The sequence below is a fragment of the Umboniibacter marinipuniceus genome (assembly GCF_003688415.1).
GTDB classification, from domain to species: Bacteria; Pseudomonadota; Gammaproteobacteria; order Pseudomonadales; family DSM-25080; genus Umboniibacter; species Umboniibacter marinipuniceus.
The window spans coordinates 359,316-385,324 of sequence record NZ_REFJ01000002.1 but is presented as its reverse complement, the minus strand read 5'-3'; the positions used below and the strand labels follow the sequence as shown (position 1 = coordinate 385,324).

27 protein-coding genes and 5 tRNA genes are annotated in these 26,009 nt (G+C 49.8%); 17 read left to right on the top strand and 15 right to left on the bottom strand.

Annotated features, from left to right (window positions below):
* The first annotated feature begins 1 nt into the window (after nt 1).
* The 4 genes from gspM to DFR27_RS05605 are packed head-to-tail and all read left to right on the top strand — an operon-like array spanning nt 2 to nt 3,390.
* Nucleotides 2-460 carry a type II secretion system protein GspM gene (gene gspM, locus DFR27_RS05620; RefSeq protein ID WP_121876468.1) on the top strand — a complete coding sequence of 153 codons (459 nt, stop codon included), beginning with the start codon at nt 2-4 and terminating at the stop codon, nt 458-460.
* On the top strand, nt 457-1,197 hold the full coding sequence (gspN, locus tag DFR27_RS05615; protein WP_121876467.1) for a type II secretion system protein N: 741 nt from the start codon (nt 457-459) through the stop codon (nt 1,195-1,197). The genes gspM and gspN overlap by 4 nt, the downstream gene beginning before the upstream one ends.
* Nucleotides 1,197-2,690, top strand: a complete 1,494-nt coding sequence (locus DFR27_RS05610) for an ExeA family protein (RefSeq protein WP_121876466.1) — start codon at nt 1,197-1,199, stop codon at nt 2,688-2,690. Before gspN ends, DFR27_RS05610 begins: the two co-directional genes overlap by 1 nt.
* A 1-nt stretch (nt 2,691) precedes the next feature.
* Nucleotides 2,692-3,390 carry a hypothetical protein gene (locus tag DFR27_RS05605; protein WP_121876465.1) on the top strand — a complete coding sequence of 233 codons (699 nt, stop codon included), beginning with the start codon at nt 2,692-2,694 and terminating at the stop codon, nt 3,388-3,390.
* Between the two features lie 242 nt (nt 3,391-3,632).
* On the opposite strand, the gene DFR27_RS05600 is transcribed toward DFR27_RS05605, so the two are convergent.
* Entirely contained in the window at nt 3,633-4,400 is a 768-nt protein-coding gene (locus tag DFR27_RS05600; RefSeq protein WP_121876464.1) for a DUF5020 family protein, read from the bottom strand.
* A 176-nt stretch (nt 4,401-4,576) separates the two neighbouring features.
* Between DFR27_RS05600 and DFR27_RS05595 the strand changes: the two genes are divergently transcribed.
* Nucleotides 4,577-4,921 carry a DUF1294 domain-containing protein gene (locus DFR27_RS05595; RefSeq protein WP_121876463.1) on the top strand — a complete coding sequence of 115 codons (345 nt, stop codon included), beginning with the start codon at nt 4,577-4,579 and terminating at the stop codon, nt 4,919-4,921.
* 119 nt (nt 4,922-5,040) lie between these two features.
* Here the strand turns inward: DFR27_RS05595 and prpF are convergent, their stop codons facing one another.
* Genes prpF through DFR27_RS05570 form a run of 5 tightly spaced genes read right to left on the bottom strand, consistent with a single transcriptional unit; the run spans nt 5,041 to nt 11,603 of the window.
* On the bottom strand, nt 5,041-6,216 hold the full coding sequence (prpF, locus tag DFR27_RS05590) for a 2-methylaconitate cis-trans isomerase PrpF (RefSeq protein ID WP_121876462.1): 1,176 nt from the start codon (nt 6,214-6,216) through the stop codon (nt 5,041-5,043).
* Nucleotides 6,217-6,225: 9 nt separating this feature from the next.
* Nucleotides 6,226-8,817: a Fe/S-dependent 2-methylisocitrate dehydratase AcnD gene (acnD, locus tag DFR27_RS05585; protein WP_121876461.1), complete on the bottom strand. Its 2,592-nt coding sequence runs from the start codon at nt 8,815-8,817 to the stop codon at nt 6,226-6,228.
* A 60-nt stretch (nt 8,818-8,877) separates the two neighbouring features.
* Nucleotides 8,878-10,002, bottom strand: a complete 1,125-nt coding sequence (gene prpC / locus DFR27_RS05580; RefSeq protein ID WP_121876460.1) for a bifunctional 2-methylcitrate synthase/citrate synthase — start codon at nt 10,000-10,002, stop codon at nt 8,878-8,880.
* A 13-nt stretch (nt 10,003-10,015) separates the two neighbouring features.
* Entirely contained in the window at nt 10,016-10,894 is an 879-nt protein-coding gene (gene prpB / locus DFR27_RS05575) for a methylisocitrate lyase (RefSeq protein WP_121876459.1), read from the bottom strand.
* A 46-nt stretch (nt 10,895-10,940) separates the two neighbouring features.
* On the bottom strand, nt 10,941-11,603 hold the full coding sequence (locus DFR27_RS05570; RefSeq protein WP_121876458.1) for a GntR family transcriptional regulator: 663 nt from the start codon (nt 11,601-11,603) through the stop codon (nt 10,941-10,943).
* 169 nt (nt 11,604-11,772) lie between these two features.
* Here DFR27_RS05570 and DFR27_RS05565 point away from each other — a divergent pair, with 169 nt between their 5' ends.
* The 3 genes from DFR27_RS05565 to DFR27_RS05555 all read left to right on the top strand — a co-directional run bounded on the left by DFR27_RS05565 (nt 11,773) and on the right by DFR27_RS05555 (nt 13,307).
* The gene (locus DFR27_RS05565; protein WP_121876457.1) at nt 11,773-12,276 is read left to right on the top strand and encodes a hypothetical protein; all 504 of its coding nucleotides are present in this window, start codon (nt 11,773-11,775) and stop codon (nt 12,274-12,276) included.
* A gap of 215 nt (nt 12,277-12,491) precedes the next feature.
* The gene (locus DFR27_RS05560; protein WP_211327568.1) at nt 12,492-12,851 is read left to right on the top strand and encodes a carboxypeptidase-like regulatory domain-containing protein; all 360 of its coding nucleotides are present in this window, start codon (nt 12,492-12,494) and stop codon (nt 12,849-12,851) included.
* A 42-nt stretch (nt 12,852-12,893) separates the two neighbouring features.
* On the top strand, nt 12,894-13,307 hold the full coding sequence (locus tag DFR27_RS05555; RefSeq protein ID WP_121876455.1) for a hypothetical protein: 414 nt from the start codon (nt 12,894-12,896) through the stop codon (nt 13,305-13,307).
* Here the strand turns inward: DFR27_RS05555 and DFR27_RS05550 are convergent.
* From DFR27_RS05550 to rlmF, 3 genes are all read right to left on the bottom strand, one after another.
* Nucleotides 13,304-13,717 (bottom strand): group II truncated hemoglobin, encoded by a 414-nt coding sequence (locus DFR27_RS05550; protein WP_121876454.1) that lies wholly within the window; start codon nt 13,715-13,717, stop codon nt 13,304-13,306. The genes DFR27_RS05555 and DFR27_RS05550 overlap by 4 nt on opposite strands.
* A 215-nt stretch (nt 13,718-13,932) precedes the next feature.
* Nucleotides 13,933-15,687 carry a S8 family peptidase gene (locus DFR27_RS05545; protein ID WP_121876453.1) on the bottom strand — a complete coding sequence of 585 codons (1,755 nt, stop codon included), beginning with the start codon at nt 15,685-15,687 and terminating at the stop codon, nt 13,933-13,935.
* Nucleotides 15,688-16,301: 614 nt separating this feature from the next.
* Entirely contained in the window at nt 16,302-17,204 is a 903-nt protein-coding gene (gene rlmF / locus DFR27_RS05535) for a 23S rRNA (adenine(1618)-N(6))-methyltransferase RlmF (RefSeq protein ID WP_121876451.1), read from the bottom strand.
* Nucleotides 17,205-17,324: 120 nt separating this feature from the next.
* Here rlmF and DFR27_RS05530 point away from each other — a divergent pair, with 120 nt between their 5' ends.
* Nucleotides 17,325-18,155 (top strand): formylglycine-generating enzyme family protein, encoded by an 831-nt coding sequence (locus DFR27_RS05530; RefSeq protein WP_121876450.1) that lies wholly within the window; start codon nt 17,325-17,327, stop codon nt 18,153-18,155.
* Nucleotides 18,156-18,218: 63 nt separating this feature from the next.
* Here DFR27_RS05530 and DFR27_RS05525 read toward each other — a convergent pair.
* Nucleotides 18,219-18,295: transfer RNA gene (locus tag DFR27_RS05525), tRNA-Arg, on the bottom strand.
* A gap of 66 nt (nt 18,296-18,361) precedes the next feature.
* Nucleotides 18,362-19,501, bottom strand: a complete 1,140-nt coding sequence (locus tag DFR27_RS05520; protein WP_170150790.1) for an MFS transporter — start codon at nt 19,499-19,501, stop codon at nt 18,362-18,364.
* 219 nt (nt 19,502-19,720) lie between these two features.
* Here DFR27_RS05520 and DFR27_RS12575 point away from each other — a divergent pair, with 219 nt between their 5' ends.
* The 8 genes from DFR27_RS12575 (at nt 19,721) to DFR27_RS05485 (ending at nt 25,445) form a co-directional block, all read left to right on the top strand.
* Complete coding sequence (locus DFR27_RS12575; RefSeq protein ID WP_170150789.1) at nt 19,721-19,888, top strand: PA3496 family putative envelope integrity protein; 168 nt, start codon at nt 19,721-19,723, stop codon at nt 19,886-19,888.
* A 442-nt stretch (nt 19,889-20,330) separates the two neighbouring features.
* Nucleotides 20,331-20,969 (top strand): cytochrome c biogenesis heme-transporting ATPase CcmA, encoded by a 639-nt coding sequence (ccmA, locus tag DFR27_RS05515; protein ID WP_121876448.1) that lies wholly within the window; start codon nt 20,331-20,333, stop codon nt 20,967-20,969.
* Nucleotides 20,960-21,628: a heme exporter protein CcmB gene (gene ccmB, locus DFR27_RS05510; RefSeq protein WP_121876447.1), complete on the top strand. Its 669-nt coding sequence runs from the start codon at nt 20,960-20,962 to the stop codon at nt 21,626-21,628. The genes ccmA and ccmB overlap by 10 nt, the downstream gene beginning before the upstream one ends.
* Nucleotides 21,621-22,370: a heme ABC transporter permease gene (locus DFR27_RS05505; RefSeq protein ID WP_121876446.1), complete on the top strand. Its 750-nt coding sequence runs from the start codon at nt 21,621-21,623 to the stop codon at nt 22,368-22,370. Before ccmB ends, DFR27_RS05505 begins: the two co-directional genes overlap by 8 nt.
* Before the next feature lies 1 nt (nt 22,371).
* Entirely contained in the window at nt 22,372-22,575 is a 204-nt protein-coding gene (gene ccmD, locus DFR27_RS05500; protein ID WP_121876445.1) for a heme exporter protein CcmD, read from the top strand.
* The gene (ccmE, locus tag DFR27_RS05495) at nt 22,559-22,999 is read left to right on the top strand and encodes a cytochrome c maturation protein CcmE (protein ID WP_121876444.1); all 441 of its coding nucleotides are present in this window, start codon (nt 22,559-22,561) and stop codon (nt 22,997-22,999) included. Before ccmD ends, ccmE begins: the two co-directional genes overlap by 17 nt.
* Nucleotides 22,999-24,930, top strand: coding sequence for a heme lyase CcmF/NrfE family subunit (locus DFR27_RS05490; RefSeq protein ID WP_121876443.1), 1,932 nt, complete (start codon nt 22,999-23,001; stop codon nt 24,928-24,930). The genes ccmE and DFR27_RS05490 overlap by 1 nt, the downstream gene beginning before the upstream one ends.
* Nucleotides 24,927-25,445, top strand: a complete 519-nt coding sequence (locus DFR27_RS05485) for a DsbE family thiol:disulfide interchange protein (protein ID WP_121876442.1) — start codon at nt 24,927-24,929, stop codon at nt 25,443-25,445. Before DFR27_RS05490 ends, DFR27_RS05485 begins: the two co-directional genes overlap by 4 nt.
* 162 nt (nt 25,446-25,607) lie before the next feature.
* On the opposite strand, the gene DFR27_RS05480 is transcribed toward DFR27_RS05485, so the two are convergent.
* From DFR27_RS05480 to DFR27_RS05465, 4 genes are all read right to left on the bottom strand, one after another.
* Nucleotides 25,608-25,684 (bottom strand) — tRNA-Asp (locus DFR27_RS05480).
* Nucleotides 25,685-25,703: 19 nt separating this feature from the next.
* A tRNA-Val gene (locus tag DFR27_RS05475) sits at nt 25,704-25,779 on the bottom strand.
* A gap of 39 nt (nt 25,780-25,818) precedes the next feature.
* Nucleotides 25,819-25,895, bottom strand: a tRNA-Asp gene (locus DFR27_RS05470).
* 19 nt (nt 25,896-25,914) lie between these two features.
* Nucleotides 25,915-25,990 (bottom strand) — tRNA-Val (locus DFR27_RS05465).
* Between the last annotated feature and the right edge of the window lie 19 nt (nt 25,991-26,009).

The following is a 26,009-nucleotide window of genomic DNA, read 5'->3' as shown; positions in this document are numbered from 1 at the left end:
CATGGATAGGTTGAAAGTTTACTGGGGTACCCTTAGCTCACGTGATCGACGAGCCTTAGTGGTGATGATTGTTGCCGTCAGCATTTGGCTAATCGTTAGTGGGCTCTCCACACTTCTGAAAGCTAATGCGAATAGCGAACGTCAGATTCAGCAGTTGCGCTCGCAGCTATCGCAAATGCAGCAGCTCGTTCCTGTGATAAAAGGTCGCGCTGAGGGCAACCAAGTGAGTGGCAATCTAGCCGCCTTAGTAAATCAAATTGGCCGGGAGACTGAGGTAGAATATGACTCCCTGCGCCCCAATGCTAACGGACTACAGCTGGCAATCAGTAATACCTCAGAAGAGGACTTTGCTAAGTGGCTAACTAAGCTCAAAGCGCACAGTCTAAATGTTTCGGCCATGTCACTCACGGTTGATCAAGCGGGGCAGTTAGCAATTAGTATGCAGCTGAGCACTCAATGAGCAAAGTCCGTGTAACACTGTTAGTAACGGCTGTGCTGTCGCTCTTAAGCCTCTTTATTGTTCTGCAGACGCCGGCGAGCCTAGTGTTAAGCGGCTGCCACATCACCAAGCTGGATTGTAGCTTTCAGCGTGTTGAGGGTTCATTATGGTCGGGACGGGCAACTAACGGTGTTATTGCAAAGTCCGGCTATGGTGTGGCCATTGACTCATTAAGCTGGAAGCTCTCAGGAGGGTTTACGTCGGAGTTGGGCCCGAATATCGATCTACACGTTGAGGATTCCTACGGCTTCGCCACGGCGAAACTCTACCAAGTAGGTCAAGCAGTTGGTGTGCATCAACTTCAGGGCGATTACGTGGTCACGCAACCAAATTATCGCTTTGAAACAACAGTCTCGGTGGAACATGCTGTGTGGGATCTAGAGTCGGGCATAGAATCCTTAAGCGGAAGAGTTTTAGTTAGCCAACTCGCGTTTAGTATTGGCGACTTGGTTGTTGAATTAGGCAGCTTTGCAGGTGTTTTGAGTGCGACTGAGGGCGCCATTGTCGTTGCTCCGGTCACCGTTGAATCGCCATACCAAGTTAGTGGTCAATGTGAACTGAAGCTGAATCGCTATCGCTGTAACTTGGTTGTGGATGCTCAACAGGTGAATGATGAGCGTATTCATAATGGTTTAGCCTTGATGGGGCGGCGAACTGGCCCAGGTGTCTACGCGCTTAACCTATCGGGTGCAATCTAATGATGAACGAAGAGCCAGAGCTGAAAGATATAATTTGCCAGTACTTTGGGTTCACGAAGATCCCATTCTCGATCTCACCAGACCCGTCGCTCTTATACTGGAGCCATCTCCATCGTGAGGCGCTTGCGAACTTGGAACTGAGTATTGCCGGCGGCAGCGGACTCGTGCTCTTTAGCGGCGAGGTGGGAACAGGAAAAACTACCATAATACGCCGCTTAGTGAGCGATGCGAAGCACGCCGTTGAGTATGGAATTATTTTGAATCCCTTACTTAATGATGAAGAGCTAATGGTGGAAATTTGTCGCGAGTTTGCGGTCACCATACCAGAGAGTGACGGTTCATCGCTGAAGAGTCGCTGTTTTAACGCCTTGCGCGACCAACTTATCGAAAATTTCAGTCAACAGAAGAAGACGGTTTTAATTATTGATGAAGCACAGCACCTCAGTTTTAACGCGCTTGAACAGCTTCGTCTTCTGACCAATATAGAGACAGATTCCCAAAAGCTGTTGTTGATTATCTTTGTTGGCCAACCTGAGCTAAGGCAATTAATCCAGCAGCCGAAGCTCCGTCAGCTGGCACAGCGCATTACCTATCGGCCTCACCTAAGAGCCCTTGATAAAAAACAGTGCCGTGAGTATGTGTATTGTCGATTACAGACGGTTGGGGTTACAGCGCCAAGTGACATTATCCCTAAAAGATTAAACTCATTAGTGCATCGTTTAAGCGGTGGCGTTCCTCGTGCAATTAATAGCCTATTAGAGCGCTCGCTGTTGATCGCCTATGGCGAAGGCCGTAGACGCGTTCACAAGCAAGACGTCTTAGAAGCGGCCGCAAATGTGGCCGATTGGGATGTGGCTCCCGATCCGCCGAAAGTGAGCCGAGGAGGTCTGGTTGCCTCGCTTGGCGTAATGCTTCTTGCGTTGGTAGCAGGTTGGTTCGGCTGGCAGTTCACCACTAGTGATGGCGTGTCGAAGTCAGAGGCGGTTGAACTCATGCAGCGCTCTATGGACGTGTATCGGGGCGAGAACCGCTGCGAGTATATAGTCCTGCCTCAACGTTGTGATGAGGGCGAGTTAGCCCCCACCACGCTCGCGTTTTTCGAGGCTCCTATTATTGCCGAGACCATCGCCGGCGAATTTTTGGTCCTCGGCGATGGCGATCAACAAAGACGCCAGCTAATTTCCGATGACGGGGCTAAGTCTATTCTTCGCACATCAATCGTAGCTGAACTCAGTGGGCGATATTTACTGATTTGGCAAGCGGATGGCGTCAGCAAACTACCAGTAACCGTTCATAGTAGTGAATATGATATCCGGCACTTAGCTACAATGTTTGCCAAGGTAGATCATCAGGAACGGCCCTTAACCGAGGGAGATTTTAATACCGCGCTGAAACAACGAATCATCCTATTCCAACAGCAGCATGGTCTCCCTACAACGGGTGAGATGGATGCGCTAAGCTATTTCTATTTGCAGGCTGAGGCGGAGCAATAATATGTCATCCTTACTCAAAGCAATTGAGCGCGCACAGGCGCAAAGCCCTGATCACGCACAAAGCCCTGACCAAGCGCTGGGCTCAATTGATTATGCGAACGAATCGGGCAATACCGGGCAGCCCCGTCGCAATATCGGCATTTGGTTAGTTGGTGGCTTCACACTCGCGGCCCTTGGCGTTTTTGCTGGCATGGCATTGACCCAGACATGGCGTGGTGCCGATTCAACCCAAGGCACATACTTAGCTTCGCCACCCAGTAGCACCGATACGGCAAGTGTAAACTTAGCTATTACAGCTAATGGTAGGCCAGTCAACACTCAACAAGGTAGCCAAGTTAACCAAGGTGTTGTTCCACAAAATCAGCAAACGGAGGCACTCTATGCCTCGGTTGACCAGCCAGCTTCTCCAAATGAATCAGCGTCTGCGATGAATGACTCCTTGTGGCGCCAAGCCACACCTATTACAGAGTTGCCGCTAGAGCTGATGGTTGAACTAGCAGCCATTAACTACAGTGCCCATGTTTTTAACCCTGAGTCGGGTGAGGGCTTCGCTTTTATCAACGGCAGACGCTTGGAAGCTGGTAGCTTCTTGGGGATTGCTCAGGTTCAAGCACTGGTTGAGCAGGGCACCGTGTTTAAGGCCCAGGGCGTCACCTTTCGCGTAGCGGCGCTTCAGGACTGGGAATTACAACTGGACTAGCGAAGACCGAGAATTGCTGTTGGTTTAGCAGTGACAAGGAATTACAACTGGATCAGTGATGACAGGGAATCGCCGCTTGCTTAGCCGTCATAGGGAATTACCATTGGATTAGCAATGACTTTGCTATCGTTGAGCAAAAATGGCGTTTGAGCGCTAAGGCATAGCAGTTTTCGTACCACCCCAAACGAAAAATGGGAAGTGCATTGCACTTCCCATTTGAATTAGAGCTGTACGCTTAGGGCTTAGAAGTGGTACTTAACTAACAGGCTAGCTGCAGTCTGGTTAGTGGTGAAGAACTTAGAATCTTCGATACCGTACTTATTCTTCCAGTAGTCAACTTCAACCCCTACGTAAAGCTTGTTTGCTCCGCTCTCGCCGTTTAGAGCCATACCCAAGTCGTATTTGATCTGTGGGTTGATGTGTAGGTTAGTAGCGTACTGATCATCGCTAGTGTTGAAAACCCAATCAGCGAAACCGTCGAAGACGATTTTTGAGTTACCAACTTTAAAGTCCATGTTCCAAACTGGCGTTAACTGGAAACCGTCTGAATCGGTGTTGATGCCAGAGCGATAATAGACGTTAGTCTGGAGGAAGTTAAATCCAGGAACATTCCAATCAAAACCCACACCAGAAAGGAAAGTCTCAACGTCGCCACGACCGTTCTCAAGGGTGAAAGCTAGCAATACGTCAGCTAGAACGTCGCCGCCAAGTTCAGCGCCAAAGGCTTTATTCATGCTGATTCGTGGAGAAATCTCGCCGTAGAAACCAATGTTATCTTGTGTTTTAGAGTCATACGAAGTGGCATCGTAAAAGACGAAGACGTCACCCCAAGTAGTACCCGCTACGTACTCGAAGGTCGCAGTATGTTGGCGATCAGCATCAACTTCGTAGCCAGAACCAGAAAGACCTGTGACACTAACATCACTCCAAAGGATCATGTCTGCGTTAGCCGCTGAAGAGAAGGCGAAAGAAGCAACGGCCGAAGCCGCAAGCGATTTAATAAGTTTCATAGTGTTTACCTTAATTTTAGATGCGCGCACTTTAGCAAACGCAAAGAATTAAGCAAGAGCGCGTAAAAAGTTACAAATTTTGCTGGCAGATCAACTAAAATACTCGATAGGTCATTCCCTAGCTTGGTTCGGTTCGTCTGGGCTACTAACAAATCACGACTAACTGGGACAATACGATGAAAAGATGGTTTCTACTCGTTCTAAGTGCGGCATTCATAGGTGTGGTATTAGCTGCGCACTTAATTGAGTTAATCTCCCCAATGATTATTGCTTATATTCTGGTCATGGGCTTGATAGGTTATGTTGTTTATTATTTGGATAAACGTTTTGCAGTAAACGGCGGTGAGCGTATTCCCGAGAGCTTCCTACTGCTTCTAGCCGCCGCTGGCGGTTGGGTGGGGGCTTCTATTGCTAAAGTACAATTCCACCACAAGACAGCTAAATGGTCATTTCAATGGCGCTATTACTTGGCAATGGCGTTTAATATTGCGCTAATCTACTTTGTAGTCTGGTTATTTTAAACTGCGCTTTGCGATGGAAAACGGAGAATTGAGCCGCTGCCGTGCAGTCAATACGACATTGGCTCGGCAGGGCTTTATTCATTGAAGCTGCGGTTGAACCGTTCAGCTACCAGCTGGCCTTAGTAGACCTTGGGTACCCGAACAAACCCCTCCATAAGTACGCGTGCACTTCGCCCCATAACGGCGCGCTCTATCTGCCAAACTCCGTTAGTGCATTCAGCTCTTGCTCCCACCGTCAGTGTGCCCGAAGGATGTCCAAAGCACAGTGATTCCCTTGTAACACTGCCCGACGCGGTATTAACCACGGTGCCGTCGATTGCGGCCGCGGCGCCAATGGCCACCGCAGCAGTGCCCATCATGGCGTGATGTAGCCTCCCCATAGACATCGCGCGAATGACTACGTCAGTAGCCTCAGCGCTAACTACTTTGCCACTTGAGGCAGTGTAGGTGGCGGGCGGCGCCACCCAAGCTATCTTCGGAGTGTGTTGGCGTGTCTCCGCTTCGTCCAAGGTGTTGATTAAACCCATCCGAAGTGCAGCATGGGCCCGAAAAAGCTCAAGCTTGCTAAGTAGTGCTGGATTGTTGTTAATCTCGTCCTGTGACTCAGTCCCCGTGAATCCGAGTTCAGTGGCGTTGAAAAAGACCGTTGGAATACCCGCATTGATCATTGTGACCTCGTATGAGCCATGACCTTCAATTTCCAGCTGATCCGCGGCATTAGCGGTTGGAAATATCTCACCACCGCCGTCTACAGGGTCTAAGAAGGCGACTTCAATCTCGGCGGCAGGGAAGGTAACGCCATCGAGTTCAAAGTCTCCAAGTTCCTTAACTTCGCCTTGATGAATGGGTACCTTAGCGAGAATTGTTTTACTGATGTTTTGCTGCCAGATCCGGACTTCGACGGTGCCATACTCAGGAATTCGCTCGGGTGCCACCAATCCGTTGGCAATCGCGAACGCACCCACTGCGGCACTTAAATTGCCGCAGTTACCGCTCCAATCTACAAACGCTTTATCAATGGCGACTTGACCAAAAAGATAGTCAACGTCATGGTCTGGTCGAGTACTAACGTCTACAATCACCGCCTTGCTGGTACTCGACGTTGCCCCGCCCATACCGTCGGTTTGTTTACCGTAAGGGTCTGGGCTGCCTATTACTCGGAGCAGCAGCGCGTCTCGCTCCGCGCCAGGTTGTTGTGTCGCTAGCGGTAAGTCCGCTCGCTTGAAGAACACTCCTTTGCTCGTTCCGCCCCGCATATAAGTAGCGGCTACACGTTGTTGAGGTTGATATGTCACAGTCAGCTCCTAGTGCGTTGCGCTTGCTAAAAAGTCTTTGGCGAAACGTTGAAGGACGCCACCCGCCTGGTAAATGGAGACTTCTTCAGCAGTATCTAGACGACAATGCACCGGCGCGGACAAGCGTGTACCATCGCTACGAGTGATCACTAGCTCAAGTTTAGCCCCCGGTGAGAGTTCGCCCTCAACACTAAAGCATTCTGTGCCATCAATTTGATAGCTATGGCGAGAGGTTCCTGCGCTAAATTCAAGCGGTAGAACACCCATGCCAATCAAATTGGTTCGATGGATTCGCTCAAACCCTTCGGCGACAATCGCCTCAACCCCGGCCAAGCGGACTCCTTTTGCCGCCCAATCGCGCGAGGAGCCTTGACCATAATCAGCGCCAGCGATAACAATTAGCGGCTGCTGACGTTCCATGTATGTCTCAATGGCCTCCCACATTCGGGTTACTTTGCCTTCCGGCTCAACACGAGCCAACGACCCCTGAACTACCTTACCGTCTTCGCTCACCATTTCGTTCAGTAACTTAGGATTAGCGAAGGTAGCCCGCTGCGCGGTGAGATGATCTCCGCGGTGAGTTGCGTAGGAGTTAAAGTCCTCCTCGGGGAGGCCCATTTTAGCGAGATACTCTCCAGCAGCGCTTGACGCCATAATAGCGTTGGAAGGTGATAGGTGATCGGTGGTGATGTTATCGCCTAATACGGCCAGTGGGCGCATATTAGTGAGCGCACAGGCGTTGGCAAAAGCTCCTTCCCAATAGGGTGGCCTACGGATGTAGGTGCTCTTTTCACGCCAGTCATATAGTGGGCTAGAAGCACGCTCTTCCGTACTATCAAGGTTGAACATCGGAATGTAGACATCTCGGAATTGCTGCGGCTTAACGCTAGTTGCAACCACCGCGTCAATCTCTTCATCGCTGGGCCAGATATCCTTGAGGGTAATTGGCTTTCCATCACTATCGAAACCAAGCGGGTCTGATTCAATGTCGAAGCGAATAGATCCTGCAATAGCGTAGGCCACCACAAGCGGTGGCGACGCTAAGAACGCCTGGTCGGCGTGAGGATGAATTCGGCCATCAAAATTACGATTTCCCGAGAGTACCGCTGTGGTGTAGAGGTCTCGTTGAGTGATTTCCTCGGCGATCTCTGGTCTTAGTGCACCACTCATGCCGTTACAGGAAGTACAGGCAAAGGCCACTACGCCGAAACCTAGGGACTCTAAATCTGTCATCAAATCAGCTTCTTCAAGATAGAGTTGTACCGCCTTTGAGCCCGGCGCTAGTGAACTTTTAACCCATGGCTTACGGGTTAAGCCTGCACGGTTAGCATTACGCGCAATAAGGCCAGCCGCGATCATATTGCGAGGGTTACTAGTATTGGTACAGCTTGTAATGGCCGCAATAATCACCGCGCCATCCGGCATTTCACCGTTATTGGAGTGATAATCGCCCAGTAAACCTCGCTCGCCTAGCGCACTAGTAGGCAAACGCTTGTGTGGGTTTGACGGGCCAGCTAGATTGCGTACAACGGACGATAGGTCGAATTGAAGTACTCGCTCGTACTCGGCTTTTTCGAGTTGGCTGCGCCATAGGCCCACAGCCTTAGCATATTGCTCCACTAACTCGATCTGATCGTCTTCTCTCCCTGTTAGCTTAAGGTAATCAATCGTTTTATCATCGATAGAGAACATAGCAGCGGTCGCACCGAATTCGGGCGTCATATTCGAGATAGTTGCACGATCACCGAGGTTTAACTGGTCAACCGCAGCGCCAAAGAATTCGAGGTACGTTGACACCACCTTTGCTTCTCGCAAGAATTCGGTTAGGGCCAAGACGATGTCCGTTGCCGTGATTCCCGGTGCGCGCTGACCAACTAGCTCTACACCCACTATTTCTGGCAGGCGCATGTACGAAGCTCGACCAAGCATAACGCTCTCGGCTTCAAGTCCGCCAACGCCAATAGCAATGACGCCTAACGCATCAACCATTGGGGTATGACTATCGGTACCAACTAAGGTATCCGGAAAGGCGACACCGTCGCGATTCTGGATGACGGGTGACATACGCTCAAGGTTGATCTGATGGAGAATACCATTTCCCTGGGGGATGACATCGATGTTCTCGAACGCTGTCTTCGTCCAATTGATAAAGTGAAAACGATCTTCATTACGACGGTCTTCAATTGCGCGGTTCTTAGCAAAGGCATCAGGATCATCGCCGCCAAACTCAACGGCTAGAGAGTGATCTACCACCAGCTGCGTTGGTACCACAGGGTTTACCTTTGCGGGATCGCCGCCTTCAGCCGCAATGGCGTCACGGAGACCAGCTAAGTCAACCAGCGCAGTCTGGCCCAAAATGTCGTGGCACACTACACGAGCAGGAAACCAAGGGAAATCTAAGTCGCGCTTCCGATAGATAAGTTGCTCTAAACTCGCGGTAAGCGTGCTGGGTGAGCAGCGCCTAACTAGGTTCTCTGCAAGCACTCGTGAGGTGTAGGGTAGGGTGTCATAGGCACCGGGTTTAATATCCTCTACGGCGGCACGAACATCGAAATAGTCAACGGTACTACCAGCTAGAGGCTTTCGGTAATTTGTATTCATAGTTACTCAATCCAAGTGAATGACGGTTGCAGGTTGAAAGCGACAGCCGTCATAAAATGATTAGCGGCTAGCAATTGGCAAGACAGCGCGAGGCTCCGGACCGATGTAGTCCGCACTCGGGCGGATAATACGGTTGTTTTCACGCTGTTCCATGACGTGAGCAGCCCAGCCAGTAATTCGAGAGCAGACGAAAATTGGCGTAAACAACTTAGTTGGAATGCCCATGAAGTGATAAGCCGAGGCGTGGAAGAAATCAGCGTTACAGAATAATTTCTTGGTGTCCCACATATATTCCTCACAGGCGACGGAGATGTCATAAAGCGAGGTATCACCGAACTCTTTGGCTAGCTTTTCCGACCAAGCTTTGATTATGCCATTACGCGGATCTGAGGTTCGATAGACGGCATGACCGAAGCCCATAATCTTTTCTTTTCGTTCGAGCATTCCCGCCATCTGTAGCTTTGCATCCTCCGGCGAGGTAAATCCTTGAATCATGTCCATGGCGGCTTCGTTAGCACCACCATGGAGTGGCCCCCGAAGTGAGCCAATCGCGCCAGTAATACAGGAATACATATCGGAGAGGGTTGACGCACAAACGCGGGCAGTGAAGGTAGATGCGTTGAATTCGTGCTCCGCATAAAGAATGAGCGATACGTCCATAACACGCCGGTGTAAGTCCGATGGCGTCTTGCCCGTAAGTAGCTTAAGAAAATGCCCACCTAGGCCAATCTCTTCAGATGTGCAGTCAATTTCCACCCCGTCATGACTAAAACGATACCAATAACACATGATAGCGGGGAAGGCGGCCAATAAACGGTTGGCGGCGGTAAGTTGGTCGTCGAAGCTAGCCTCCGGTTCAACATTTCCAAGGAATGAAGCACCCGTGCGCATGACATCCATTGGGTGAGCGCTAGCTGGAACCAAACGTAACACGTTCTTTAGCGCCTCTGGTAAGTCCTGCATTGATTTGAGCTGATCCCGGTAGCTATCTAACTGTTCCTGATTAGGCAACTCACCATAGAACAGGAGATAGGCTACTTCCTCAAACGTTGCGTTCTCAGCTAAATCAGAGACATCGTAGCCGCAGTAGGTGAGTCCTGAGCCAGATTTACCCACGGTACATAGTGAGGTTTCTCCAGCACTTTGACCTCGAAGGCCTGCACCGCCTAGTTTTTTATCAACCATAGTAAGTTCCCTTTTATTTATTCTTGCCTTCGGCGAAAAGTTGATCGAGTTTGGTTTCGTAGTCGTGATAGCCGAGGTAGTCATAGAGCTCCATCCGAGTTTGCATCGTATCGACAACGGCTTTTTGATCACCATCTTTAAGAATATGGCGGTAGACGTTCTCAGCTGCCTTATTCATTGCGCGGAATGCGCTAAGCGGATAGAGGACCATGGCGGCGCCCCAGTTGCCCAATTCCTCAGCATTCCAAAGTTCGGTCTGTCCAAATTCGGTGATGTTGGCAAGAATAGGGACGTCAAGCGCCTCGGCAAAGGCACGGTAATGCGCTTCGGTCTTAATGGCTTCGGCGAAGATTCCATCGGCACCAGCGGAAACATAGGCTTTAGCACGTTCAATTGCAGCCTCTAGCCCTTCCTGTGCGAACGAGTCAGTTCGAGCCATAATAAAGAAGTCGGGGTCAGTTCGAGCGTCTACCGCTGCTTTGAGACGGTCAACCATCTCCTCTGTGCTGACAATCTCTTTGTTTGGCCTATGTCCACAACGTTTCTGAGCTACCTGATCTTCCATGTGGACGGCAGCGGCACCTGCTTTTTCCATATCTCTGACGGTTTTCGCAATGTTAAATGCGCCACCCCAGCCGGTATCAATGTCGACCATTAGTGGCAACTGGCAGGCCGAAGTGATTCGCTGTACATCAACAATGACGTCGTTAAGCGAAGTCATACCTAAGTCGGGAAGTCCGTATGAGGCGTTGGCAACGCCGCCACCGGAGAGATAGATAGCTTGATGACCTATTTGCTCAGCCATCATCGCGCTGTAGGCATTAATGGTGCCTACAATTTGGAGGGGATTGTTCGCCGCAAGCGCGTTGCGAAATCGTTTTCCTGGAGTCATAGCAACCTCTTTTATGGGACTCGAGTTAGGACAAAGAAGGTCCCAACTAGTCGTCGAGTTCGTTGGTTAATAGTGATTCAATGGTGTTCTTTGAGTAGTGGATGTGTCGACGCATGAGCATCTCAGCGAGCTCCCCGTCACGATTGGCAATCGCACTTGCGATATGAAGGTGTTCATCAAAGGCCTTTGTTACCCGAGGTCCAGCCATTCCAAGCTGAACGCGATACATGCGTACTAAGTGGTAAAGACCGTTAAATAGCACATTAATAAGCTGATCATTCTTAGAACCCATAATAATGCGGTAGTGGAAATCAACATCACCTGCCTCTTGATAGTAGGATTCACTCCCCGCTATCGATGACTTATGGCTAACTAGAAGCGCTTGGAGTTGAGCAATTTCCTCGTTGGTCATATTTTCTGCAGCGAGGCGTGCCGCCATACCTTCTAATGCTTCACGTACTTGATAGAGCTGAATTAATCCCTGTGGACTTAGCGCGACAACGCGGGCGCCAACGTTGGCCTTTCGCTCTACAATATGACACGCGGCCAATCGGTTTATAGCTTCCCGAATCACGGCGCGGCTGACGCCATATTTTGTCGACAATTCTGGCTCGCTAAGTTTAGCCCCAGATTCAATGCGCCCGGCAATGATGTCGCTACGAATTTGCACGAAGGTTTTATCGGCGTTGGTAATGGCTTCAGTTGTCATTTTGGCATCATTTCTTGAATTAATTGTCGACAATATATCGGCATTAAGCTAATTATTCAATAAAAATTGCTAGTATTGTCGACAATGCATCGTTATCAACGTGTAAGACAGTGACTTTCGAAAGATCATTGAATAGGCTACTATCTAGATTGATGTCTAGGGGTTGATGATGTGTCAGTCGAAGTTGGAAAAGATCGCGTTAGAGCATGACGCGGCAAAATTATTTATGCGTGCGTACGAACAGCGTTTCGGTATTGAGGTGCGGCATATTTGGCATAACGAACCTCGCCGACCGGATGTAAGCTGTTATCTTGGTGATGACAAACTTGACCTAGAGATTGCCCATTTATACGGTTCTGAAGCTCAAGCAATGGAGATATTGGGGAGAGAGCTAACTTCGGCTACGCGGGCTGAGCTGGCAGTGATTGATCTACTGGATGAGACGCACGAAAGATTGGTCACCGCGTTGAACCGAATTCTCGCCGGCAAAGCAAAAAAGTGTTACGACTCGCCGCGGGTTTGGCTGGTAATTCGCAATGCCAATCCTGCATGGAATGCGACGGATATTCACTCAGCCAAAGTCGAAATCCAGGTTCCAGAAAATACGCCCTTCGAGCAAATCTGGATGGTTGGGGATTGGCAGGGTAGCTCAGGTATTGTTAGGCTCGATTAGCTCGATTAGCTCGATTAGCTCGATTAGCTCGATTAGCTCGATTAGCTCGAGGCGGTCATGGCGAATATTAAATTTATTTGAGGAGCATAAGGATGGTGTGCGTTATAAAACACGGCAGATTGAACCGCCAGAAAGGAGCGTCCAGCGCTTTAGGTGGTCAAAGGATCCTTAAACTACTGTTAAGCCTTCTTATTTTCGGACAGCTCTTTGCGTGCGTGCCCACCATTGTAACCTACACCCAGAGTCCAGAAGTGGTAGGATGGGTTATTGATGAAACGGGCAATCCAGTATCGGGTGCCAGGGTTACTTTGCGAGATGAAGAGGCTATCCAGTATGATATAACCAATGAATTTGGCGAGTTTCGTCTCGAGGCGGTTGAGGAAACTCGCAGTGTTATATTGATGGCTGCATCGTCAACACGAGGTATGCTGTTGACTGTTGATAAAGATGGGAAAAAGTATAGTCATACATTAGCGCTTCTGTTTTCGGGCCGCGGCTACCTAGCGCCGAACGAATCAGTACTAGTGGACCCACAGGGAATTCGGAGTTTTGATGCGCTTAAGCGCTCACTCTAAGTTGCTATTCATCATGATTAGCTCAGCAAGGAAGCGGTAAATATGATCAAATATCTCGCACTCGTCGTCATCGCAATAGGTGTACTAAGTGGTTGTAAAGTTGCTTACACAAGTGATGGCACGGGCCCCATTTTCTCCATTGATCCTGACTTTAAAGATCAAGCAGGGGTCCAGCTCGTCTACGAGGAACAATCAATTGATCCAGATTGGCAATTTATGCGCACTATTTCAGGGCTTAGCTGCGAAACGGATAGGGCCCAAGTGCCTACCTTATCGGTTGCTACATTAATTGATAGGAGTGACTCCCAGGCTCGAGAGGATTTACGTATCAAAGCCGGGCGAGCAAACGCGGATGTATTGAAATTTCAGAGCTGTAACGGCCAGCCTCGTGGCGAGCGAACGGGGTGTACGCAATGTGTGGGCAGCCTCTATACTCGCACTAAGGCCGAAGGTTAGTTGCGCAGGCATGCCTGTCGAATCCGCTCGGCCGGTACCCGTAACTGTTGGATGAGGTAGACTTTAAACTCGGGCGCATAGGGTTGTTCATCTACCGCGTATTGCATGCACTCAATCCAAGCGTCGGCTTCGGCATGACCGATGGCAAGGTGCTGATGAGCGGCGGGAATACGAATTGGTCCATAATGAGCTGAATAGTGCTTCGGACCACCCAACCAACCCGATAGGAAGAATGCAAGTTTCCTTACTGATTCGTCTAAATCCTCTGGGTGCATGGCTCTAATTACTACAGCACTTGGTAATCTGTCCATATAAGCGTAGAAAGATAGGCTTAGTTTCTCTAGTCCTTCAAGACCACCAGCCGCTTGAAATGATGCATCACCGTCGCCGTAGCTTAACTTGCTTGTCATCGGAGGTCCTCTATGGGGGGGTTAGACGCTAAGTCTAGAGCATCGCCTTACGTGTAGCTAGTTACTCAATAGGCCGGTGGGTGGTGCTTGACCCAGGTGACTGGAGTCATTTACCGTAAACTAGTCATGGTAGTTAAACTGAGTAGCTTAACTTTCTACCTAACAAAAAACGGCGCCTGATTGGCGCCGTTGTCATATTGAAGATGATTGTTCTATTAGTCGTAGCTAACCACAAGTGTCACGCCGCTGTAATCGCGGTAGCCGTAGATGCTGTAGTACCAAGTACCGGCCGCTGGGTTGGTGAACGTACAAACTTCATCATTACCCGAGTTATATGGGCGGCAATCGTAACTACGCTTAGCCGGCGCATTACCCTCACGCACATAGAGGTCGGCATCACCAGTACCACCAGACATCACAACACTAAAGTTGGTTGTCCCAGCTGGAATCTCGATGGAAGTTCCTTGCCAAGAGCGACGAGCTCCGGAAAGATTGTTGTAGGTAATTGTATCACCCGTACCAGGACCAGGACCACCGGTGTCACCGCCATTTGCTGCGGCAACCGCTGCGGTAGCATCCACAATGCCTGAGCCACACTGAGAGCAGGAAGCGGGGAAGCTTCTTGCGGTATTCTCCAGTGCTACCTCAACTTCATCAGGCGTAATGCTTGGGTTTGCCTCGTACATTAGCGCAACCACACCCGCTACATGAGGCGTAGCCATGCTGGTACCCTGATAGTACTCATAGGTATCTGAACCCGGCGTGGTAGAACCTGAGTTAAGTGTAGAGAGAACACCTTCGGGGTCGTTAGCAAAGCTTTGCGCGCCGCCGGGAGCCGCTACGTCAACAGCAGTACCATAGTTTGAGTAGTATGCGCGTCCGCCCTGGCGGTTTGTCGCCGCAACGGTTACTACGCCATTACAACTTGCTGGCGAATAGTTCGCCGTGTTGTCATTTGAATTACCAGCGGCAACAAGAATGGTAGCACCAAGTCCACGCGCCGTGTTGATGGCAGTCTGTGTTAAGGAATTACACGAACCGCCGCCGCCTAGGCTTAAATTGATCACCTGAGCAGGCGTAGCCGTAGCGGGTACACCCGAAACGCTGCCGCCGGCAGACCAAACAATTGCATCCGCGATGTCTGATGTGTAACCGCCGCAGGTGCCGAGCGCTCGAACCGGCATAACTTTAGCATCGTAGGCAACACCGGCAACGCCTTGGTTGTTGTTAGAGACTGCGGCAATGGTTCCCGCGACATGGGTACCATGCCAAGAGCTTCCAGAGGCAGGCGAGCCAGTGTAGCATTGGCCTGCGCTGACCCAATCACCAGGGTCAGAAGGATCGGCATCGCGGCCATTTCCGTCATTGCCCACGGTGGCGTCAGAAATCATGTCGTAGCCAGCCACCAAGTTAGCAGCGAGGTCCGCATGAGGGCGATAGCCGGTATCAATTACCGAGACAACAACGCCTGCACCCGTTGCAGTATCCCATGCATTTGGTACGTTCAAACCACCTGTCTGCTCAAAGTAGTGCCATTGGTCACTATAGAGGGGATCATTTGGCGTGGCCATGGGGTACATCATTTCATCCACTTCAACCGAGATAATGTCAGCTTCAGCTTCGAGTAAACGTGCTAGCTCCTGCATTGATGCGTGGTCCAGCTTTCGATCAAGCTTGACGACCGCTTTGCCATTGAAGGTGTCGCGAACAAAGTTAGCGCCGCGACCGGTAGCGCCACGAACTCTATTAGCGACGCCATTAGCTCTTCCATTGCCCTGATCAAAGGTGGTTAAGGCAGTTTCAGAGAAGGTGATGATGAGTCGGTCGGTGTCAAACTTAGTGTGGCCGTTGGCGACCCCTTGCGGACCGTTTGAATTCCCATTTCCGTTGCCTCCTGGCGCGGCGATAGCCGTTGTGGATGCAATGGCAAGTGCCAAGCTAGTAACACCTACTGCAAGCAGTTTCTTCATGGTTTGGACTCCATTGTGAATAGATTATTTTTTGTGGTTAATACGTACTGCTGTTTAATAATTAGCCAGTTATGGCGCTAAGTCCAAGTTAGCGAACGCATAGAATTTTCATAAAATCTTGATTGGCGACTAAAAAACGTTGGTAGGCTTGGAGCGATGAATTCGAGAGCCTCAGCGGTGGTTGCGCAGTCAGTCACAAAGGTGATGTGGCAATCATTGTTATATAAAGGAATTTCACAGTGATAGCTTTTGCTATCGGTTACAGAGAATGACTTTGAATGCAGATCGCTTTGATATTGGCGTAGATGAAAATGATCTAAGACAAACAACCACTGAGCGTGGTTATTGATCTGTTTTGGTGCCGATGCGGTCATAACGGTGTGCATAACGCCAGTTAGTAGGGGGCCATAAGAGCTGGATAAAAGGTGGGTAAAGGTGAGTAAAGGTGAGTAAAGGTGAGTAAAGGTGAGTGAAGGTGAGTGAAGGTGAGTGAAGGTGAGTGAAGGTGAGTGAAGGTGAGTGAAGGTGAGTGAAGGTGAGTGAAGGTGAGTGAAGGTGGGATGAAAGATAGAAGGACAAAAGCGGGGTGATAACACCCCAGTGTCGAGTTCGGTTTAGCCTTGACTCATGGATTCAAATCGCCACGCTACTAACCGGGAAACCTTATTTCCCTGCGCCATATCAATGACTTGATACTGACAGTTAGCGGTTTTTTTAAGGAGCCTGATGATCGCTGGCATATCCTCCTGCTTAGCTACCAATGAGCTAAACCATTTAACCTGGGTCGCATAGCGCTCACTTTCTCTTATCATTTGGCTCACAAACCAAACTTCGCCTCCTTCACACCATAGCTCCGCGTTACTGCCTCCGAAGTTTAATCCTACGGGCATTTTTTTGCGTTTGTGACGACTGAGCTGACGGGTCTTTCGTTCACTGCCAGCGTTCGCTTCCTCTGCGGAACGGTGAAAGGGCGGATTGCAAAGTACCGCATCGAAGCTGTCGTCGGCGTTGATAATACCAGCGAGGATGGCACGAGGATCTGCTTGATGGCGTAGGCTAATGCTAGCGCCAAGTGAATTTTCTTCGATCAGTGTTTGGGCGTTGTTAAGTGCTTGGGTGTTTATGTCGGTACCCACCACCTTCCAGCCGTAACTATGCTGCGCAATGATGGGGTAAATTAGGTTGGCACCTGTACCGATGTCTAAGACGCGAATGGTGGGGTTGAAGTTGGGCTCACCAAGCAGGTCTGCGAGATGATGGATATAGTCCGCTCTGCCAGGAATTGGCGGGCAGAGGAACCCCTTGGGGATATGCCAAGCCTTGAGGCCATAATAGTGCTTGAGCAATGCAGTATTCAGTGCAACCACCGCAGAAGGATTGGCAAAATTTATGGTCTTCCCACCCATAGGATTGCGCTGGATAAATCCATTTAGTGGCTTATGCGTTTTGCCCAGAGCGAACAGGTCGTAACGCCCTCGGTGGGGGTTTCTTGGGTGTAGCGGTGATTGATTTGTCATTCGAGAATAATAGCATTGTTAAGACCTAAACAATATTCTTTATCATGCTCTCAGCGCTTGCACACTCGGCTTTAATGACCAATGATAATTGCCTAATACAGTCTAGAGGTTAATAACAAGGTGCCAATTTTCAATGCTAAAAAACTCTCCGTGCGCGCTGCATTGATGCTAGGCATCATCGTTTCCGTCCTGATAGCTAATGGTGGGATTGCAGACAGTTCGAAGGGTGAAACTGCACGGACTCTAGCGAGTAGTGCACTGGTAGGTCAGCTAGTTGAGGTACCCGGTGGCGAGTACATGATGGGATCGGAACAAGGTCGTGATCGAGAGGTTCCTGTTCATAACGTGTCGATTATGAGCTTTCACATGCAGGCAAAAGAAGTTAGTTGGAGTCAGTATCGCCAGTGTGTTGAAGCAAGTCACTGCGCGCCGCCAGCCGGAGGCACTGCGCTCCACCCTCAGAGCCCTATTGTTAATGTAAGTTACGAGGATGTCCTGCACTACATTCAGTGGCTCAATGGGCAATCATTGGGATGGTTCCGCCTACCATCAGAAGCGGAGTGGGAATACGCGGCAAGAGCCGGTTCAACAACGAAGTACAGTTGGGGTAACGAAATTGATTGCACCCTCGCAGCGTTCGCTTGCAACGGCAGAATGTCGCCATCCCTTGTTGGTAGTTTCGCAGCCAATGATTTTGGACTCTTTGATATGAGCGGCAATGTCTGGGAATGGACAGCAGACTGTTGGAACGAGAATTATCATGGTGCACCACGATTTGGGATCGTTTGGCTGGATGGTGACTGCACCAGGCGTGTAGTTCGTGGCGGATCTTGGTTTCTCTACCCATCGTTTCTCACGGTGAGTTACCGCGATTGGCGCACTGTTAGTGACAGAGTGGATAGTGTTGGCTTCAGATTGGTACGAGAACTGCCGCCAACGGCGCATCGCTAATTACCGGAAGGAGCAGTTCTGTAGTGTCTCTCTGACGGGGAAGTGGTGTGATTAGGTGGAATATGGCCCGCCCTGCAGGAGTCGAACCTGCGGCCTATCCCTTAGGAGGGGATCGCTCTATCCAGCTGAGCTAAGGGCGGGAAGTGTAAGTCACTAATGTTGCGCGAATGATAATTGACTTACTACCTAGTTAGCAATCCCTCGTTTTAATGATATCGCTTCACACTTAGCGATAGCGCCACGCCAATAGCTACGAGTCCGCTAAAGGCGAGAATCGAAGTCCACCCCGCGAAATGCAGCAAAGCGCCTGCCGTTAGCGTTCCAATTGCTTGTAATGTTGCTGCCGAGCCATCTAAATAGCCTTGAAAGCGGAGCTTTTCGCGCTGAGGGCTAAGGGTGGGCAGGAGAAGTGTTGACCCCATGAAGAGGAAGTTCCAGCCAATCCCTAATAGCACCAACGATAGAAGAAATTGATGGTATTCGGCGGCAAAGAAGCCAATGTATGCGCACACCGCGATAATAAGCGCGCCCAAGCCCATCATCTGGCGAATAGAGATGTACTTGAGCAGTTTTGAAGTAAATAGTGACGGGGCAAACATTGCGACAATATGCCATTGAATAACAGTGGTTGTCTGGATCAGATCAAAGCCATTGTGGTGGTGCATGGTGATAGGGGTGGCGGTCATAATGAGTGTCATGAGTGCGCCGCCGAGGGCACCGGCACAGAGCACTACGATCAATGCGGGAGAGACCCTCGACTTCTCAACCTGTTCTAGTTCGGTAACAGAGCGCTGGGCGGCAGGTAGATAGCGATATAGCAGTAGGAATGTTATCGCCAAGGCAGCGAGGGCGAGGCAGTAGGCGCCAATCCACTCACGAGCGACCAGTAGCTTTCCTAAATTGATGAGTTCTGGCCCCAGGAACGCTGCGCCAATCCCCGCCATCATGATCCAGCTTAGCGCCTTGCTCTGTTGCGGTTCCAAAACCGATTCAATGGCTACAAATCGAAGCTGCTGAATGTAAGCAAGTGAGGCACCAAGGCAGGCTGATGCGAAACAAAACAGCGCAAAGGAGTGCATCAAGACGGCGAGCATCGCAAGTACTAAGCTGCATCCTGCCGCACCATTCATCAACAACATCACCCGTCTTCGACCGTTGCGCTGCATAGACTGTGTGGCGGGTATTAAGGCTGCCGCAAAGGCGGCAACTTGAAGGCTAAGCGGTAAGGTCGCAAGCTCTGCAAGCGGAGAGAGCGCTAGTCCGATAAGACTGCTTGCCACTACCATCATAGTGACAACAGAAAAGCTCAGTAGCTGAGCTGCTACAAGGTAGCCAATTTTGCGCATGGTCATTCCAAAAATAAGGGAGCTTGGTGAACAGCAAACAAGCCTACCACAAATTCGATTGCTAGTTGCCATTGCGGATTCGAATAAGTACTTGACCTTATGTGGCGAAATAGGTAACTTGATGGGGTGCGCTCTCAATGCAAATTGTTAGACGCTCAGATACACAATAAAAACAAAAAAAATCGCCAAGTATCGGCATCAAAAAAGCGGGGTTCTCTTATGGACACAGTTGCTATTCAAGCTGAAGAAGTCGCAGTTAAACAACCTAAGAAACGCGGTCGTCGCAAAAAAACAGAACGTGAGCGTAATATGCGCCGTATGATCGAGGACAAACTCGATGAGATGCGCCTTCAACGCAACGTCGCTCAATATTGCTTTGATGACTAGATAGCCCAAACGACCTCGCTGCTGCGGGGTTTTTTATTTTTGGGTGAATAAAAAGTTGCGCCTCGATATTCCTAGCTATAATTGCATTTAGAACATGTGATTTTGGCTGCACGTCAGTCGACGAGGTATATTGAGGTAATTATGGCACAGCAAACAAATAATCGTCCGTACACAAGGGCTATTGAGCTTATCGGGGAGAATGTTGATGACTCCCGTATCTGTGAAATCTGTGAGATATCGCAGCCCGAGCTAGACTTAGTAAAACGTCTACTAATTTTCTCCAAACCCGGTCTTAGTACCTCGGCTTCACTGCGAAATTTACCAAAGACGTCGGACTAAACTCGTTGGTCGAACTAAAAGCGTAAGATCACTTAAGTAATTAGTTCAAATCGTTGCATACATTGCCGTATACTATTAACTGAATCCTCGTTGAAGTGCAGCAATGTCTATCAGTATTCACCTACAAGAGCTAAGTTGTTCTCACGATGACGTAGCGCTGTTTCAGCCGCTGACTCATCACTTTGCACCCTGTGCTGTGTACCGTATAGCGGGAGACAATGGTGCGGGGAAAACCACGCTGTTACGCTCGCTAGCAGGCCTGTTCCAAGGCACCTCTGGTACCATTGAATGGTTGAATACCCAGCCGTCTTCATCAGCTGCTAAATTGCCGCAAGCAGAACGCCGAGCAAACCTTCTTTATATTGGGCATAAGGGTGGTATTAAGCTTGGACTTACACCACTTGAAAACTTACGTTGGCTCACGGAATACCAGATTGCGGATAAACCATTACTGGATGCTTTAGATAGAGTAGGGCTATACGGTTACGAATTTGTGCCAGCGGCCAAGTTATCTGCCGGTCAGAAGCGCCGTGTCGCGTTAGCTAGGCTTTATGTAAGTCAACATCCGGTTTGGATTTTAGATGAACCACTTACCGCGCTTGATAAGGCCGCAGTGGAGTCGCTCACGGATTTCTTTCGACAAGAAGCTGAGCGAGGTCGCCTAGTGATTCTTACTACCCACCAATCGTTGCCGATTGACGATTTGGTCACGGTTAAGTTGGAGCACGTACCATGCGACTAAGTATGCTGGCGAAGCGAGACTTCACGCTTTTTTGGCGTAACAAGTCAGACGTAAGCAATGCGCTCATTTTCTTCGTGGTTGCCATCAGTTTCTTTCCATTGGGGGTGTCGCCGGACGCAACCATTCTTGGGCCTATTTCAGTTGGACTGATTTGGATCGTGGCATTGTTATCTGTGCAACTTGGCCTGGACTCACTGTTTCGCGACGACTATGAAGACGGTAGTCTCGAACAATTGGCACTCAGCGAAACACCCTTAGCGTTGATCGTATTAGTTCGCTTGCTCGTATATTGGTGTTGTGTGGGGCTTCCTTTGAGCCTGTTGAGCCCGCTCCTTGGCTTGATGCTATCCATGCCGAGTGAAGCGTATGGCACGCTAATAGTAAGCATTACGCTTGGAACCTTATATCTAACTGCAGTAGGGGCTGTGGGGGCGGCGCTAACGGTGTCATTGAAGCGAGGAGGGATGTTGCTGTCGCTCATCGTCATGCCCCTTTACACACCTATTTTAATATTTGGCGCCTCGTCGGTGACGTTCGCAGCCGATGGCATGAACGCCGATGGATTACTTATGGTGGTGTTTGGTTTAACGGTTCTCTCCGTGAGCCTGGCACCTCTCGCAATTTCCGCTTCATTAAGAATGAGTTTAGAAAATGGCTAAGTCACGTTGGGAGTGGTTTCATCAGCTGGCCTCTCCGAAAAGTTTTTATGAGAAGACCACGCGTTGGTTACCTTGGTTGGGCTTCCTAGCCGTTACATTACTGTTAGTAGGAGCCTTCTGGGGGTTAGCAGTAGCACCTGAAGATGCCAAGCAGGGTAATTCGTATCGAATAATCTTCATCCATGTGCCGGCCGCGTTCCTTGCTTTAGCTGGTTACTACATGATGGCTATCGCGGGGGCAATTGGATTGATTTGGAAGATGAAGTTGTCCTTCATTGCAATGCGCTCTGCCGCGGTTATTGGCGCAGCCTTAACCTTCGTCTCGTTGTTCACGGGAGCAGTGTGGGGCAAACCTACCTGGGGCACCTACTGGGTCTGGGATGCCCGAATTACCTCAATGTTGATTCTATTCTTCCTTTACCTCGGCGTGATCGCACTGGCCGATGCATTCGAGCGCAGGGAATCCGGTAACAAAGCCGCCGCGTTGTTAGCATTAGTGGGTACCGTTAATATTCCAATTATCTACAAGTCCGTTGATTGGTGGAACTCACTGCATCAACCCGCCACCATTAAGCTGACTTCAGCACCGTCAATGGATATGTCTATGTTTGTTCCTCTGCTTGTCATGATCGCTGGATTCTATGCGTTTTATGCTTATGTGTTAGTCAAGCATATGCGGGCACAATCCTTGCAGTCTGAACGTCAAAAACAATGGGTAAAAGACACCCTGTTGGGAGAATGAGATGTATTTTGAATCTTGGCAAGCATTTATCAGCATGGGCGGCCATGGTCCGTTCGTTTGGGCCGCTTATGGCATTACGTTTTTGACCTTATTATTCTTGATTTGGCAGCCTAGCGCTCAGACCAAGGCACTGCGCAAAGCCGTAACGAACGAAGCAAGAATTCAGCAACGTAGAAAGGAACAGCGAAATGCATCCGGCTCGTAAGAAACGTTTATTTTTGATTGTGTTAATGGTGGTGGGCGTAAGTGTTGCAACGGCAGCTATTGTGACTGCAATGTCACAGAATCTTAACCTTTTCTTTCCTCCGCGTGATGTGGCTGCGGGGCTTGCGCCAGAGAACACGACTTTCCGTGTTGGCGGCTTAGTTAAGCCAGGGAGTGTCTCAAGAGATCAGTCATCACTAGCCGTTAACTTTGTTATTTACGATAATGAAGCTGAAATCGCGGTCAGCTATGAGGGAATATTGCCTGACCTTTTTGCCGAGGATGAAGCGGCGGTTGCCACCGGTCAGCTATCTGATGGTGTTTTTGTAGCGACGCAAGTCTTAGCGAAACACGATGAAAACTACACCCCACCTGAAGTGGCTGACGCAATGAGAGAGCAAGCTGAAGAGGGTAGTTACGACTAATGGCTGCCGAAATCGGATTATTGACCCTGTGGTTAGCGTTTGGTGCCAGTATCAGTCTGGCTATCTTTCCAGCGGTAGGTGTTAAGTTACAGCATGGCGGCTTAATGTTGCTCGGGAATTGGTTTGCCGCCCTTGTTTTTGCGCTTTTGACGCTCAGTGTTGCGGCACTTGGTGCCGCGTTCTTGGCAGACGACTTTAGCGTTGCCTACGTGGCGAATCATTCCAACACGCTACTTCCCTGGTACTATAAGTTGACGGCAGTTTGGGGTTCCCATGAGGGCTCTATTCTATTTCAGGTCTGGATTTTGAGCTGCTGGTTACTTGCGCTGAGTCTGGGTGGTAAATCAATTGAGTTAGCATTCAAGGCTAAGGTGCTAAGTATCCTTGGGTTAGTGACCTTAGCGCTGATTGCCTTCATCGTTTTTACCTCATCGCCATTCGATCGTTTGTTGCCCTTTGCTCCCAATGAAGGTTCTGATCTAAATCCGCTATTACAAGACTTCGGCATGATTATTCATCCGCCGCTCCTCTATGTGGGATACGTAGGTACGGCTGTCGCCTTCGCCTTTGCGATGGCTTCATTGATAGAATGTCGTAATGATGATAAGTGGGCGCAATGGGCTCAGCCCTGGGCATTGGTAGGAATGGTTTTTCTTACCGTTGGCATTACCATCGGAAGTTGGTGGGCCTACGCCGAGCTGGGTTGGGGTGGATGGTGGTTCTGGGATCCAGTTGAAAACGCCTCCTTGATGCCGTGGCTAGTGAGCGTTGCATTGGTCCATTCTTTGTCAGTTAACGTCCAGCGAGGAATCTTCCGTTCGTGGACCGTACTACTTGCTATTAGTGCGTTTTCGCTGAGCTTACTAGGTACCTTCTTAGTCCGCTCAGGAGTGATTACTTCGGTTCACGCCTTCGCGACGGACCCAGAGCGCGGCATGTTTATCCTCTGGATCCTATTGTTAGTCGTCGGCGGTTCACTCTTAACCTTTGCATTCCGAGCGCCTTCAAACTCCGCGCAACGAAAATACGGCTTGTTATCGCGCGAATTTTTCCTGTTGCTTAACAATCTTTTCTTAGTGGTGATTACGTTTACGGTACTCATCGGTACGCTGTGGCCCCTTATTGCCGATGCCCTTAACTGGGGGAAGATCTCAGTAGGGGCCCAGTACTTCAACTGGGTAGCGCTGCCGATCTTCGCCCTCACCGTACTAACGGCACCTTTGGCACCTTTTTTAAATTGGAAAGCGACTCCGTCGTCGCGCGTTAATCGAAGAATCTTTGTACCGCTTTGCGCTGCGTTAGTTTTGGCGTTAGTCGTTGGCTTTGTGGGTGGTTATGACTGGAAGGGCTATCTAGTTTGGTTCCTTGGTCTCGCTATTATTCTAGCGTCTGCATCCGTACCTTGGTATGGACGTTCGAAGTTACGTGGTTTCAGGTCAGTCAAAGCAACCGTCTGGGGCATGACCTTGGCGCATGCTGGACTAGGTGTGTGTGTGGTGGGTGTTGGTATGACTTCACTCGAGAGCTTGGAGCGCGACGTCAGAATGGCGGCTGGTGAACCTGTCTACATTGGCGATGTGAGTTTTAATGTTGATCGCTTTTACCGATTGGACGGCCCCAATTATGTGGCCGAAGCTGCAGATGTGACGGTGATCGAAGGCAGTTCTGTCACCCGTCTAACGGCTGAAAAACGACGTTATTTAGCGAGTGGGCAGATCATGACGGAAGCAGCAGTAGACGCTGGCTTCAGCCGCGATATTTACGTTGCAATGGGTGAAATGCTTGATAATGGTGATTGGGCCATGCGCTTGCAAGTTAAACCCTTCATGCGCTGGGTGTGGTATGGCGGTGGTCTTATTGCACTAGGTGCATTGCTGGCAGCTTTCGGGCGTCGTTTACGCAAGCGAGAGACCTTGGAGGGTACGAATTGAGCAAATTGTATCGCTTTATCCCTGTGGCAGTGTTTGCCTGTATTGCGGGATTCTTAGTTTTTGGCCTATCGAATGATCCAAGCCATTTGCCTTCTGCTGTGGTAGGAAAGCCACTACCTGAATTTCACCTCATTGATGTGGAAGATGAGCGCAAGCTTATATCACAAGCTGAGCTAGAAGGTGACTACGCGTTAATCAACTTCTGGGGGACATGGTGCCAAGCTTGTCATGTAGAACACCCGTTTCTACTTGAGTTGGCGGCAGAGGGCGTGATGATCTATGGCGTTGACTATAAGGATCAATTAGCACCTGCTAAACGTTGGTTGCAGGAACTTGGAAACCCTTATCAGCGGGTTATCTTCGACGCCCGAGGTAGTCTCGGCTTTGATATGGGTGTTACCGGGGCACCGGAAACCTTTTTAATTGACCCAAACGGTATCATTTTGCATCGTTATCAAGGCGTGCTGGATCAGCGTGTATGGTCGTCGCAGTTTCAGCCTCTTATTAGTCAATAAGCGAATAGGGTTTGTTTCGCGCTCAATGGAATGTGAAGCGAACCTTTATCTCACGCTGGCTCCAATAGCTTCAACCCCCTCAGATCACCTTCGAGAAATATAGTAGGCTTAAATGGCAGGCATAAAAAAACCGCTTAAAAAAGCGGTTTTTTTATGAATAAGTGGCGGACCGGACGGGACTCGAACCCGCGACCCCCGGCGTGACAGGCCGGTATTCTAACCAACTGAACTACCGGTCCGCGCTTAAACTTTTAAAACTGGTGGGTGATACAGGGATCGAACCTGTGACCTACGCCTTGTAAGGGCGCCGCTCTCCCAGCTGAGCTAATCACCCGAGTAATCTCGGAACAACTTGTAAAACATAAAGTAAAAGTGGCGGACCGGACGGGACTCGAACCCGCGACCCCCGGCGTGACAGGCCGGTATTCTAACCAACTGAACTACCGGTCCGCGCTTAAACTTTTAAAACTGGTGGGTGATACAGGGATCGAACCTGTGACCTACGCCTTGTAAGGGCGCCGCTCTCCCAGCTGAGCTAATCACCCGAGTAATCTCGGATACAAC